The sequence below is a fragment of the Thiomicrospira sp. S5 genome (assembly GCF_003991075.1).
In the GTDB taxonomy this organism is placed as follows: domain Bacteria; phylum Pseudomonadota; class Gammaproteobacteria; order Thiomicrospirales; family Thiomicrospiraceae; genus Hydrogenovibrio; species Hydrogenovibrio thermophilus.
Genome location: NZ_CP014470.1, coordinates 1812958 through 1824951, shown reverse-complemented (window position 1 = coordinate 1824951; position 11994 = coordinate 1812958). Strand labels below are relative to the sequence as shown.

The 11994-nt window shown below is 49.7% G+C and carries 14 protein-coding genes and 2 riboswitches; of the genes, 7 read left to right on the top strand and 7 right to left on the bottom strand.

Going from position 1 to position 11994, the window contains the following annotated elements; all coding sequences use genetic code 11:
* Positions 1-86: 86 nt before the first annotated feature.
* Positions 87-161, top strand: a riboswitch (cyclic di-GMP riboswitch).
* A gap of 536 nt (positions 162-697) precedes the next feature.
* Together AYJ59_RS08420 and AYJ59_RS12965 are read left to right on the top strand one after the other, a co-directional pair.
* Positions 698-2272, top strand: coding sequence for a peptide chain release factor 3 (locus AYJ59_RS08420; RefSeq protein ID WP_127119853.1), 1575 nt, complete (start codon positions 698-700; stop codon positions 2270-2272).
* Positions 2273-2546: 274 nt separating this feature from the next.
* Positions 2547-2630: riboswitch (cyclic di-GMP riboswitch) on the top strand.
* Positions 2631-2719: 89 nt separating this feature from the next.
* The gene (locus tag AYJ59_RS12965) at positions 2720-2866 is read left to right on the top strand and encodes a hypothetical protein (protein WP_164730700.1); all 147 of its coding nucleotides are present in this window, start codon (positions 2720-2722) and stop codon (positions 2864-2866) included.
* Here the strand turns inward: AYJ59_RS12965 and mgtE are convergent.
* From mgtE to AYJ59_RS08380, 7 genes are all read right to left on the bottom strand, one after another.
* Positions 2863-4224 carry a magnesium transporter gene (gene mgtE / locus AYJ59_RS08410; protein WP_029937828.1) on the bottom strand — a complete coding sequence of 454 codons (1362 nt, stop codon included), beginning with the start codon at positions 4222-4224 and terminating at the stop codon, positions 2863-2865. The genes AYJ59_RS12965 and mgtE overlap by 4 nt on opposite strands.
* A 198-nt stretch (positions 4225-4422) precedes the next feature.
* A complete protein-coding gene (gene hpf / locus AYJ59_RS08405; RefSeq protein WP_029937829.1) occupies positions 4423-4758 on the bottom strand; it encodes a ribosome hibernation-promoting factor, HPF/YfiA family in 336 nt (111 codons plus the stop codon).
* Between the two features lie 149 nt (positions 4759-4907).
* The gene (lptB, locus tag AYJ59_RS08400; protein ID WP_127119852.1) at positions 4908-5630 is read right to left on the bottom strand and encodes an LPS export ABC transporter ATP-binding protein; all 723 of its coding nucleotides are present in this window, start codon (positions 5628-5630) and stop codon (positions 4908-4910) included.
* Positions 5630-6172 (bottom strand): lipopolysaccharide transport periplasmic protein LptA, encoded by a 543-nt coding sequence (gene lptA / locus AYJ59_RS08395; RefSeq protein WP_127119851.1) that lies wholly within the window; start codon positions 6170-6172, stop codon positions 5630-5632. The genes lptB and lptA overlap by 1 nt, the downstream gene beginning before the upstream one ends.
* A gap of 17 nt (positions 6173-6189) precedes the next feature.
* Positions 6190-6795: an LPS export ABC transporter periplasmic protein LptC gene (lptC, locus tag AYJ59_RS08390; RefSeq protein ID WP_127119850.1), complete on the bottom strand. Its 606-nt coding sequence runs from the start codon at positions 6793-6795 to the stop codon at positions 6190-6192.
* Between the two features lie 81 nt (positions 6796-6876).
* A complete protein-coding gene (locus AYJ59_RS08385; protein WP_127120412.1) occupies positions 6877-7419 on the bottom strand; it encodes a KdsC family phosphatase in 543 nt (180 codons plus the stop codon).
* Between the two features lie 27 nt (positions 7420-7446).
* Entirely contained in the window at positions 7447-8436 is a 990-nt protein-coding gene (locus AYJ59_RS08380) for a calcium/sodium antiporter (RefSeq protein ID WP_029937834.1), read from the bottom strand.
* 96 nt (positions 8437-8532) lie between these two features.
* Here AYJ59_RS08380 and AYJ59_RS08375 point away from each other — a divergent pair, with 96 nt between their 5' ends.
* The 5 genes from AYJ59_RS08375 to AYJ59_RS08355 all read left to right on the top strand — a co-directional run bounded on the left by AYJ59_RS08375 (position 8533) and on the right by AYJ59_RS08355 (position 11991).
* On the top strand, positions 8533-9141 hold the full coding sequence (locus tag AYJ59_RS08375; protein WP_051673340.1) for a hypothetical protein: 609 nt from the start codon (positions 8533-8535) through the stop codon (positions 9139-9141).
* A 115-nt stretch (positions 9142-9256) separates the two neighbouring features.
* Positions 9257-10051, top strand: coding sequence for an ATP-binding cassette domain-containing protein (locus AYJ59_RS08370; RefSeq protein WP_029937836.1), 795 nt, complete (start codon positions 9257-9259; stop codon positions 10049-10051).
* The gene (mlaE, locus tag AYJ59_RS08365; RefSeq protein WP_029937837.1) at positions 10048-10833 is read left to right on the top strand and encodes a lipid asymmetry maintenance ABC transporter permease subunit MlaE; all 786 of its coding nucleotides are present in this window, start codon (positions 10048-10050) and stop codon (positions 10831-10833) included. The genes AYJ59_RS08370 and mlaE overlap by 4 nt, the downstream gene beginning before the upstream one ends.
* 37 nt (positions 10834-10870) lie before the next feature.
* Positions 10871-11347: an outer membrane lipid asymmetry maintenance protein MlaD gene (mlaD, locus tag AYJ59_RS08360; protein WP_029937838.1), complete on the top strand. Its 477-nt coding sequence runs from the start codon at positions 10871-10873 to the stop codon at positions 11345-11347.
* Positions 11347-11991 (top strand): MlaC/ttg2D family ABC transporter substrate-binding protein, encoded by a 645-nt coding sequence (locus AYJ59_RS08355; protein ID WP_127119849.1) that lies wholly within the window; start codon positions 11347-11349, stop codon positions 11989-11991. Before mlaD ends, AYJ59_RS08355 begins: the two co-directional genes overlap by 1 nt.
* Positions 11992-11994 lie beyond the last annotated feature (3 nt).

Here is an 11994-nt window from a genome sequence, read left to right as displayed (position 1 = left end):
GTTAATCGAGGTGCCCTAAAAGAGTAAATTTTTTTAAAAAAAACGTTGTGTTTTTATTTTCGATGTCTTAATATTTCACCATCTTAATTTGATAAAGCTAAATTCGTCGCGAGGCGAAGACAGAAAGCCACGGATCTCTCGGAGATGGCCGGGTTGCCTTATTCAGACCGTTCAGGTCACAGCTTTTAGCAAGCTGCTTAAGTCTTCCTTTTTCATATTCCTGTTTTCCGTTTATTTCTGACGCTTCATTCTGTTAAGCGAATCGATCCGGTTCAATTCGTTTTTGGTTTAACCATTTTTCGTTGCGAATTGAAATGTTCGAATTTCCCTTCGGAGGGTCGCTCGTTTGGAATGTCTATCAAATTTTTACCTTGTTCAGAGTGCAACTGAATTTCCCCTTTCCCATTTCTGACGTGGGAATACCACACTGGGGGAAATTATTTTGAGGGCTTTTTTAAGCCCTCTTTTTTTTTGCCCGTCAAAAATGCTTTCCGTCACGTTTACCGCCCATTTGAATATCGAATACCTTTAGGAATCAAAACGCTAATCGGGTATAATCCGTCGCACATTCGACCCGTTGAATAACCAAAACTACCAGGCCTGGTGTTTTTAGTGTTTGGACTTAATAGCCATCGGGTATCGAAATAGAACTTAAACAACCCGACAGCAATAAGCGATAAGAAGCCAAGAAGAAGTTATGTCCCTGCAGCTTGAAACCAACAAACGACGCACTTTTGCGATCATCTCCCACCCGGATGCGGGTAAAACCACAGTCACGGAAAAACTGTTGCTTTACGGGGGCGCCATTCAGATGGCCGGTGCCGTTAAAAGCCGGAAAACCGACCGCGCCGCAACCTCCGACTGGATGAAGATGGAGCAAGAAAGAGGGATTTCCGTTGCGTCCTCGGTGATGCAGTTCCCGTACCGCGATGTCATGATCAACCTGTTGGATACGCCGGGGCACGAAGACTTCTCGGAAGATACGTATCGTACCCTGACTGCCGTGGATTCCGCCCTGATGGTGATTGACGTGGCGAAAGGGGTCGAGGACCGTACCATCAAATTGATGGAGGTGTGTCGTTTGCGGGATACGCCGATTTTGACTTTTATCAACAAATTGGACCGCGAAGGTAAGGAGCCGATTGAGTTACTTGATGAAGTCGAAGACGTACTGAAAATCGAGTGCGCGCCGATGACCTGGCCGATTGGTATGGGCAAGCGTTTTAAAGGGATTTACCATTTGTATAACGATACGGTACGTTTGTTCGAATCCGCCGACGGTTTGAATGCGTCCGAGGGTGAGTTGATCGCCGGGCTGGATAACCTGGAGTTGGATGCCAAGTTGGGCGGTCAGGCGGAAGAATTGCGCGAGGAAATTGAGTTGGTGCGAGGTGCGAGCCATGAGTTCGATTTGCAGCGTTTCCTGAAAGGGGAATTGACCCCGGTTTTTTTCGGTTCCGCGGTAAATAACTTCGGGCTGCAAGAATTATTGGATGGGTTTGCCGATTATGCGCCGGCACCGGTTGGACGCGCCACCGACGAACGTTATGTGGAATCCGACGAGCCACAGTTGACCGGTTTCGTCTTTAAAATCCAGGCGAATATGGACCCGAAACACCGTGACCGTGTGGCGTTTATGCGCATTGTATCCGGCCGCTACGAAAAAGGCATGACGCTAAAGCATGTCCGTATCGGCAAGGATGTCAAAATCGCCAAAGCGATTACCTTCCTGGCTAATAAGCGTGATCAGGCCGAAGTGGCTTATCCGGGCGATATCATTGGTTTGCACAACCACGGCACCATTAAAATCGGCGATACCTTCACTCAGGGGGAAGCGCTGAAGTTCACCGGGATTCCGAACTTTGCGCCGGAATTGTTCCGCCGTGCCCAGCTGAAAGACCCGATGAAAATGAAAGCACTGCAAAAAGGCTTGACGCAGCTTTCCGAAGAAGGGGCGACCCAGTTGTTCCGACCGATTGCCAATAACGACCTGATTCTCGGAGCGGTCGGGGTGCTTCAGTTCGAAGTGGTGGCGCAACGATTGAAAGACGAGTACAACGTATCCTGTTTGTTTGAGCCGGTGAATGTGAGCACGGCACGTTGGGTGCTGGGCGATAAAGCGGAAATCGATAAGTTCCTCGACAAAGTCAAAGAGAACGTCGCTTACGATGCGGCCGACCAGTTGGTGTACATCGCGCCGACACGTGTCAACCTGTCCTTGATGGAAGAGCGTTGGCCTAACCTGCAATTTGTCGCCACGCGCGAACACTGATTCATTCTATTTCGATAACTCGGCCCGCTATAAGCGGGCTTTTGCGATTCTTTCCAAATGTTCCCCCGGATATTTATTGAATCGGGTGCTTCAAATTTTGTATCCATAAAACGCTGTGGTTTCAAAGAAATGACCAGGCCTGGTCATTTTTATTTGAATTCCAATTCGTAACCAATTGATTCGTTAGAAAAAAATTTTGACCCTTTGCAAAAATGTGGTATGGTTTGTGTAGTTAATTTTACGAAATTGTGTCAAAAAGCACGGAATTAACGGATAAAAAGATGGCCAAACCTGTTGTGAAGCAGGGACGGAAAGCCACGGATCTCGTCTCTGAGGACAAGACCGCCGGGTTGCAAAGAAAGTTTAGATAAGCAACGACAAGCTCATACTTTCGGCCCGAAAAACACGTTTATTAGATGAAACCGGTCAGAGAAGGATGTTGAGAGCATGATGAAGCTTAAACGAAGAGAGTATATTTTTCGGAACCCGAAGAAATCGCACTTCAAGATGATTACGTTCGTCGTCTTGTTGATGATTTTGGTTTCTTCTTATCTATATTCCATCGATCCGTCGATGATGGTGGATATGCTTTAAGCGGCGAGCACAATCGTCGCCAGCCCGAGAAAGACAAAGAATCCCAACGAATCTGTGACGGTGGTCAACATCAAGCCCGTCGCCAATGCCGGATCGATTTTCAATTTATTCAAAATCAATGGAATCACCGCGCCCGCCAACGCCGCCGCCGTTAAGTTAATCAGCATCGCCGCGCCGAAAATCGCGCCCAAAAATCCATTTTGAAACCACAGCCATGCTGCTATTCCGGTGAGTACACACCAGAGTGAGCCATTCAATACCCCGACCAGCGTTTCTTTTGCAATCAATTTACGACTGTTTTTCGCACCGAGCTTACCGGTGGCAAGAGCGCGTATTACGATGGTTGCGGTCTGGGTGCCGGCCACACCGCCCATGCTGGCCACCATCGGCATTAAAATCGCCAGAGCGACGATTTCCGAGATGCTGGCTTCAAACAGGCTGATGACCGTGGCCGCTAAACTGGCGGCAATCAAATTGATGCCTAGCCAGAAAGAACGACGCTTGGCGGAGCGAAGCGGTGGTGCGAACAAATCTTCTTCATCGTCGAGACCGGCGCTGGCCATTTGGGTGCGTTCGGCTTCTTCACGGATGATGTCGACCACGTCATCGATGGTGATGCGGCCCAGGACATGGTTGCGTTCGTCCACCACGGCAATGGAAATCAAATCGTTTTTCTCGAAAATGTTGGCCACTTCTTTGTCGGGTGTGAGGGCCTTGATGGCAAAACGCTTCGGGTCGACCAGTTCACTGACCAGGGTTTCGCCGTCGTGCGTCAAAAGATCGTTCAGTTTGAGAGCGCCCTGGTATTTCCCGTCGCGGTCACGGACAATCAAATCCACCATGTCTTTGGGCAGTGAGCCGACCTTTCGCAGCAAGCGAATCACCACTTCCAGCGTAACGTCGGAACGAACTGCGATGAAGTCGGTGCTCATCAAACCACCGGCGGTGTTTTCCGGGTAGGAGAGGGCGGTCTGGACCGCAACCCGTTCTTGTTCGGGCAGTTTTTCCAGAAGCCCGGCTTTGTCTTCTTCCGGCAAGGATTGGATGATGTCGGCAATGTCATCCGTTTCCAACTCTTCGGTCAGTTCGACGATTTCGTGCTTGTCCAATTGGCCGAGTAGGCTGGCGCGGACTTCGTCGTTGGTGTGGCCGAGGACTTCCCCTTGAACGTCAGGGGGCAGTTGCTCCCAAAGGCTGTAACGTTCTTTTGGCGGGGTGGCTTCGAGGATTTCAGCGATTTCTTCCGGAACCAGTCCGTGCAACAATTCTTGGATGTATTCGCTGTTTTGTTCGCTGACGGCTTGGTGAAGGTGCTCGGTGAGTTGAAGTTTGTCTATGCTGTGATGTATTTGCGACATAAAATCTTCTCGAAGCTGTGGATAGGCCTATTTTAGCCGGATTAAGCACCATTTAAAGGTTTAATTGGTTTAATTTTCGGATTCGGGCTTATTTTAGCGGGGATGCGCGCTTGTAGGATGACAAGCGGATGACAATCGAGGGTGGCCAGGCAATAAAAAAGGGCTTGAAAAAGCCCTTTAAGCGAAAGAATCAATAAATCAAGCTTCTTCAGCCGTCGTCATGTTTTTGACCCCACCGGATTTTTGGTGGTGGCTGCCGATTTTTTCTTTGTGTTTGATGATTTGACGATCCAATTTGTCGACCAACGCGTCGATGGAAGCATACATGTCTTCACAAGTGTGTTCCGCAAATAGGTCCTTACCGGATGCGTGCACTGTCGCTTCGGCTTTTTGCTGTTGTTTTTCTACCGTTAAAATAACATGCGCATTGGTAACATGGTCAAAATGACGAGTCAGTTTTTGCATTTTTTCAGAAACGTAATCACGAAGAGAGTCGGTGATTTCGATATGGTGACCAGTAATGTTGATTTGCATGATATCGCTCCTTAGTCGTTGTTTTTTCTGCGATGTTTGGTTGAGGTTTTTCTGTGTGTTACAAACCCGTTCTTTTCGAGTTCAGTATAGCATAGAGTCATAAAACGAATTCGGCCTTTTCGTGAAAAACCGAGTGTCGAATCCTGACGTTATTTGAAGTTTTCGCCGAGGTAAACCCGTTTGACATCCGGGTTGGCAAGGATTTCGTGCGGGGTGCCTTGGGCGAGAATGGTGCCGGCGTGCAAGATGTAGGCCTTGTCACAGACACCGAGGGTTTCGCGGACATTGTGGTCGGTAATCAGGACGCCGATGCCTTTCATTTTCAGGTGCAGGATAATCCCTTGGATGTCTTTGACGGAAATCGGGTCGACGCCGGCAAACGGTTCGTCCAGCAGAATGAAGTTCGGCTCCATTGCCAAAGCACGAGCGATTTCAACTCGGCGTCGTTCGCCGCCCGACAGCGCTTGGCCGAGCTGTGTGGTGATGTGGCCGATTTGCAGGTCGTCAATCAAGGCTTCGTATTTTTGGCGCTTTTCATCCAGGCTCAGTTCCGAGCGCATTTCCAGGATGGCCAGAATGTTTTGCTCTACGGTCAGCTTTCGGAAAACGGATGCCTCTTGCGGAAGGTAACCGATGCCGAGTTTGGCACGTTGGTCGATGGACAGTTGGCTGATTTCCCGGTCGTCGAGATAGATGTCGCCGGCATCGTTTTTGACCAGGCCTGTCATCATGTAAAACGTTGTGGTTTTGCCGGCACCGTTCGGGCCGAGCAGGCCGACCACCTGACCGCTTTCAACATCCAGGTCCACCGAAGAAACAACCTTGCGGCGTTTGTAGCTTTTCGCCAGATTGCGTGCGTAGAAATGGGCCATCAGGGCGCGTCCTTCTGAGCTTCGTCTTCCGGTTGGAAAATGACTTTGACGCGCTGTTTTTCGTCACGATCACCGTAGGCGGAAAGGGTCTTTTTCGTCAGGTCATAATAGATTTTCGGGCCGGAAATGCTGTTCTGTCCTTCTTGGTTGACATAGGCGTCACCTTCTAATAGAACGGTTTTCTGTTCGGTATCATAGGTGATTTGATCGGCGTGTCCGTTCACCCATTTCTGTTCTTCGGGTAAAAAACGTTTGAACGTGGCGGGTTGGCCGATGACGATGGCCTTGGCGAGCTTGCGATCCGGGTGGTGTAGGGTGACCTTGTCGCCCTTGATGACGGTGGTGCCTTGGGTGATGATGACGTTGCCGGTATAGACACTTTCGCCTTTCTGTTCTTGAGAAACCAGTTTGTCTGCGGTGACTTCAACCGGTAAGGTGGATTCGTCATTTTCGGGTTGCGAATCGGCACTCAAGACGTTGGCTGCCGGTAGGCACAGCAGTGCGGCGAAAAAATAAGAAAGCAATGTCGGCTGTTTTTGCATAGTTCGTGTTGTCCGATTCAAGGCGACTCGGGAGCCCCGTTTTTTTCCGGTGATGCCGGTTGGTAATGGGTTTTGACGCGAGATAGAAACTGATAATCCCCCGTCTCGGTGTTGGCTTCAAACCCGATGCCGCTGATGGTGGCGTTCGGTTGAATGATTTCCGTATACACTGGGCTTGTCAATAGGCCGGTGACGGTATTATATGTAATTTGTTCGGTTTTCAGAATTCTATTTTCACCTTGATCAGTTTTGGTGAAGGAGTGAATGACGACCGCCTGCTTAAGGGTGATTTTATCGTCGTTACGGGTAGAACCAAACTGGCTTTGCAGGACGTATTGTTGTTCCGAATCGTCTTTGATGATGTAAGGGGCCTTGAAGGTGCTGGTTTTATTTTGGTTTTGGTAAAACACTTCTTCGGCGTAAACCCGGGTTTGGGATTCGGTCGGTTTGAGTTTGGAGACTTGCCAACTGGTGGTGTCAAAGGCCTGCCAGCTATGATTTAGCTGGATGGGATCGACTTTGGAATCCAAGGCGTCACCGTTTTGGGTGGTTTGTTTGAATGCGATGACCAGCGTGATGATGGCGGCGAGAAAAATCAGAACGGAAGGGAGTTTTTTCAGCATGTTGGAATTCGTTCACCGTAATCAGTCATTGGGCGCCTCAAACGCTTATAACGTTGTGGCTTAGAGGTGTCTTGAATTCTATCAGAGTTTTTCGCGTAAATAAAAGTCCATGTGGGCTTGCCACAAGTCTTGAGATTTCAAAATCAATTCGCACACCTCGCGGACACAGCCTTGGCCGCCATTGAATTGCGAGACGTAATCCACATGCGGCGGCACTTCTTTATCCGCATCGGCCGGACACACCGACAAACCGACTCGGGTGAGAATCGGTAAATCGAGAATGTCGTCACCGACGTAAGCGATTTCGGAAAAATCCAGCCCGAGCTCTTCCACCAGTTTCAAAAATGTGGGGAGCTTGTCCGGCACGCCTTGGTAGACGTGTTTGACTTTCAAATCCTGCATGCGTTTGGTGGTCAAGGGAGATTTGCGCCCGGTGATGATGCCGATATCGATACCGCTTTTTTGCAGCATGACCATACCGTGGCCGTCGCGGGTGAAGAAGGCCTTGTATTCCATACCGTCGTCGCCGTAAATCAATTTATTGTCGGAGAGGACGCCGTCCACATCCAAAATCAGCAATTTGACGGTTTCAGCTTTTTGCACCAATTCAGGGGTAAACGACATCATAATCTTCCTCAATCTTCCTTGAAATTAACCGTTAATCGTGCGGACGTACAGGAACACCATATAAGCGATAAAACTCATTAACAGTATAAACCCTTCGACTTTGGTGATGACGGCTTTTCCTTTTCGCGGCAACGCCACCAGCAGCATGGCCAAGGTGAGGGCGAGCATGATCGGGTAATCCAACAAGAGCGTGGTGTTTTCGATGATGGATGGCGCGAGCAAAGCCGGCATGGACATGACCGCCAGCAGGTTGAATAGGTTGGAACCAAGAATGTTACCAATCATCAAGTCGGCTTCGCCTTTGCGGGCGGCGGTGATGGCGGCGGCCAACTCCGGCAAGCTGGTGCCGATGGCGACGATGGTCAAGCCGATGATCATTTCCGGTACTTTAAAGTAAACCGCGACTTCCACGGCACCCCAAACCATCATCTTGGCACTAATCATCAAAACAACTAGGCCTGCCAGCAGATAAAACCAGGATTTACCTCGGCTGAACTTGGGCATATCTTCCAGTTCGTCGACCGTTTCCTTTGCTAAGGGGTCGGTTGGTGCCATGTTTTTGTTGGCGCGAATCATCCAGGTCATGACAATCAGCAGCAGGGTTAGCAGGATGAAACCATCGGTGATGTCGAGGTCTTTGTCGAGCATCAGCAGGATGCCGATCAACGAGATGACAAGCAGCATCGGGAATTCACGTTTCAATAGGGAGGATTTGATGACAATCGGCGATACCATCGCGGTGACGCCAAGGACCAAGCCGATATTGGCGATATTGGACCCGACGACATTCCCGATGGCGAGGCTGGGGCTGTTATCCACCGAGGCGAGGATGGCGACGAGGATTTCCGGTGCGGAGGTTCCGAAGCCCAAAACGACAACCCCGATAATCAGTGGCGAGATGTTCATGTGTATCGCCGTACTTGCCGCGCCATCGATAAAAATATCCGAACTCCAAACCAGAAGGACCAGTCCAATTGCAAGGACAATCAATGGTAAAATAAGGCTGCTTATCATGGGGTGTCTTTTTTATTTTTCGTTTTGTCAAACAATGTAAAGTCGCCATTATATGTTTTTTTATAATTAAAATAAATAAAGTTTATGGAGTGCGCGGTGGAGAACTTGGTGGTCGGGGCTTACGGTTGGAATCAGTCCGGTTGGCTGGAGAGCTTTTATCCGGAGGATATGCCGGAAGATTGGCGATTGGATTATTATAGCCAGTTTTTTCAGGCGGTGCTAGTGCCGGAATCGGAGTGGCAAAGCTGGACAAACGACGACATCGGTGACCTCGCTGAGGCATTGGAAGACGAAACCTTTTATTTTGTGTTCGAGGTGCAAGGAACGCTGGATGCCGTGAATGGCGAACGTTTGCGATACCTGAAAGCACATCTTGGAAATCAGGCGTATGGCCTGCTGTGTCATGGCGAAGCGCAGGGGGTTGCGGCGGAGGGTTTCCGTGTTACGCATGTTTCAGACAATGCCTTGCCGAATTCAGTTGGAGGCTGGTCCTGGCAGTATGACGGCCTGTTTCTGTGGGGCGAGCCTATGGGGTATGTGGCGACCTTGTCGGAAGACGGTAAGCAACAAGCGGATATGTTGAAGCAATTCATGGCCTCTTTGCCGGAGGGCCGCGAGGGTGCTTTGTTTTTAATCGGTTCTCCAAAACTGGATATCGCGCAATTGAAAAGCCTGAAAGTGGTCGGTGAATTATTAGGGTTTTGAGTGGAATATTGAATCGGTATCGGCCCGAAAAGGGTGTTATTGTCTTTGGGTTTAAACGAAAGTTTGTTAATATCTGCTTTCCCATTTTTTATTTACATGAGTGCAGAAGCGGTCTATGGCCTCGGAAACCTTGATTGAAATCCAGAATGTCACCTTTTCACGAGGGTCGCGAAAGATTTTTGAAAATTTTTCGTTGAACATCCCGGTCGGAAAAGTGACGGCGATTATGGGCCCCAGTGGTACCGGTAAGACCACTCTGTTGAAGTTGATTGCCGGTCAATTAAAGCCCGAAAAGGGCACCATTCTGGTAAACGGCCAAAATGTACATAAGTTGCGCCGAAGCAAACTGTATGAGTTGCGACGCACGATGGGAATGCTGTTCCAAAGTGGCGCGCTGTTGACGGACTTGAATGTGTTTGACAATGTGGCGTTTCCGATTCGCGAACACACTAAATTGCCGGAAGAAATCATCCGACCCTTGGTGTTGATGAAGTTGCAGGCGGTCGGTTTGCGCGGTGCTCAAGATCTTATGGCCGCGGAATTGTCCGGCGGTATGTCGCGTCGTGTGGCTCTGGCTCGCGCCATTGCTCTGGATCCGGATATGATTTTTTACGATGAGCCTTTTGTTGGTCAAGATCCGATTACGATGGGGGTCTTGATTGAACTGATTCGCAAATTGAACGACAGTTTGGGAGTGACCAGTGTGGCGGTGTCGCACGATGTGAATGAAGTCTTGTCGATTGCGGATTTCGCATGCGTGATTTCCGAAGGACGCGTTGTGGCGGAAGGTACTCCGGAAGCCTTACTGGCGTCGGAATCGGAGTACGTGCAGCAGTTTTTGCAAGGCTTGCCGGACGGCCCGGTGCCGTTTGATTATCCGGCCAAACCCTTTTTGCAGGATTTGATATGAACGCGGTCTTTGATTTTCTCGCGGCCACGGGGCAGAGCTTCATTCGCATCTTCGGCGCGTTCGGCCGTGGCTTTTTCTTTTTGTTATCGCTGCTGCCGGCGATTCCATCCGCGTTTGTCCGCTTGGATTTACTGGTCAAACAAATGTATTTCTCCGGTGTGCTTTCACTGCCGATTATTCTGACCGCCGGTTTGTTCGTGGGGATGGTGCTGAGCCTGCAAGGCTACAACGTCCTGGTCGATTTCAATTCGGAAGAAGCGGTCGGTACCATGACGGCCTTGTCATTATTGCGCGAACTGGGGCCGGTGGTCGCGGCCTTACTATTCGCCGGGCGGGCGGGTTCCGCCTTGACAGCGGAAATCGGCTTGATGCGTTCCACCGAGCAATTGTCGGCCCTGGAAATGATGGCGGTCGATCCGTTGAAATATGTATTCGCACCGCGTTTTACCGCCGCATTGCTAGTGTTGCCGATGTTGTCCCTGATGTTCATCGCGATGGGGATTTTAGGCGGCTATATGGTCGGGGTCGGCTGGCTTGGCGTTGATGAAGGGGCTTTCTGGACGCAAATGAATCAGCAGGTGGATTGGCGCGAAGACGTTATCAACGGCATTATCAAATCGATTGCTTTTGCAGTTTTGGTAGCGGTGGTGGCCTTGTTCCAAGGGTATGATGCCTTGCCGACCTCGGAAGGCGTGAGCCGAGCCACCACGCGCACGGTGGTGCATTCCTCGCTCGGCGTGCTGGGGCTGGATTTTATCTTAACCGCCATGATGTTCAATTGAGCGGCTTAACAAACATGAGAGTTTAAGGTACATGATTATGTCACGATGGAAAATGATCGAAATTTGGGTGGGCGCATTCGTATTGTTTGCGTTGATCTCATTGGCGGTAATCGCTTTGAAAGTCAGTAATTTCGAAGGCTTTCAGGATCGTCCGACCTATCAGGTCAATGCGCTGTTCAGCAATATCGGTGGCTTGAAGGTTCGGTCTCCGGTGAAAATCAGTGGCGTGGTCGTCGGGCGTGTCGGAAACATTTCGGTGGATCGAAATACCTACCAGGCACGTGTAGTGATGGATATTTACCAAGACTACAACCAGTTGCCGCTGGATACTTCGGCGTCGATTTTGACTTCCGGTTTGTTGGGAGATCAGTACATCGGCCTCGAACCAGGGGCGGATGAAGAATATTTGAGAGACGGTGATCAAATTGATTTGGTGCAACCGGCTTTGGTGTTGGAAGAATTAATCGGTCAGTTCCTGACCAAATTCGCGGACAGTGATTCGGAGGCGAAGTGATGCGTTTGTTGAAACAATTGATGGTGTCGGTGATGTTGCTGACGCTGGCGTTGGAATCGACGGCTTATGCCGTGGATATTAACCAAAAAGATCCGGAAGTAATGGTGAAGGAACTGTCGGAAACGGTGGTGTCCGAGGTCGATAAACAACGTGCCGAGCTGGAGACGGATCCGCAGAAGGTCAAAGTCTTTGCTAACGAGTATGTGTTGCCGTATGTGGACACACCCAAAATGGCACGTTATGTCATGGGACAATACTGGAAGCAGGCTTCTGCCAGCCAGCAGAAAGCCTTTACCGAAGCCTTTACCAATACCTTGTTGCGTTCCTATGCCAAGAGCATCTTGAAGTTACGTGTGACGAAAATCGTGGTATCCAAAATGGTGGAAACCCGTCCTGGTCGGGCTTCGGTATCGACCGAAGTGACTCAGGCGGACGGTAATGTGTCCACCGTGGTTTACCGTGCTTATTTGAATAAGAATGATCAAAAATGGTTCCTGTACGATGTGTCCATTGAAGGGATCAGTATGTTGTTGAATTACCGTAAGTCTTTCGCATCCGAGTTTCAGAAAAAAGGTATTGACGAAGTCATCGCCGGTTTGAACGCGAAAAACAATGCGAATCAAGATGTCTTGGACGAGGGCTGAGGC

Excerpts from the sequence above, each read along its gene's own strand:
- AYJ59_RS08420 (WP_127119853.1), top strand. The coding sequence starts at position 698 with ATGTCCCTGCAGCTTGAAACCAACAAACGACGCACTTTTGCGATCATC.
- AYJ59_RS12965 (WP_164730700.1), top strand. The coding sequence starts at position 2,720 with ATGATGAAGCTTAAACGAAGAGAGTATATTTTTCGGAACCCGAAGAAA.
- mgtE (WP_029937828.1), bottom strand. The coding sequence starts at position 4,224 with ATGTCGCAAATACATCACAGCATAGACAAACTTCAACTCACCGAGCAC.
- hpf (WP_029937829.1), bottom strand. The coding sequence starts at position 4,758 with ATGCAAATCAACATTACTGGTCACCATATCGAAATCACCGACTCTCTT.
- lptB (WP_127119852.1), bottom strand. The coding sequence starts at position 5,630 with ATGGCCCATTTCTACGCACGCAATCTGGCGAAAAGCTACAAACGCCGC.
- lptA (WP_127119851.1), bottom strand. The coding sequence starts at position 6,172 with ATGCAAAAACAGCCGACATTGCTTTCTTATTTTTTCGCCGCACTGCTG.
- lptC (WP_127119850.1), bottom strand. The coding sequence starts at position 6,795 with ATGCTGAAAAAACTCCCTTCCGTTCTGATTTTTCTCGCCGCCATCATC.
- AYJ59_RS08385 (WP_127120412.1), bottom strand. The coding sequence starts at position 7,419 with ATGTCGTTTACCCCTGAATTGGTGCAAAAAGCTGAAACCGTCAAATTG.
- AYJ59_RS08380 (WP_029937834.1), bottom strand. The coding sequence starts at position 8,436 with ATGATAAGCAGCCTTATTTTACCATTGATTGTCCTTGCAATTGGACTG.
- AYJ59_RS08370 (WP_029937836.1), top strand. The coding sequence starts at position 9,257 with ATGGCCTCGGAAACCTTGATTGAAATCCAGAATGTCACCTTTTCACGA.
- mlaE (WP_029937837.1), top strand. The coding sequence starts at position 10,048 with ATGAACGCGGTCTTTGATTTTCTCGCGGCCACGGGGCAGAGCTTCATT.
- mlaD (WP_029937838.1), top strand. The coding sequence starts at position 10,871 with ATGTCACGATGGAAAATGATCGAAATTTGGGTGGGCGCATTCGTATTG.
- AYJ59_RS08355 (WP_127119849.1), top strand. The coding sequence starts at position 11,347 with ATGCGTTTGTTGAAACAATTGATGGTGTCGGTGATGTTGCTGACGCTG.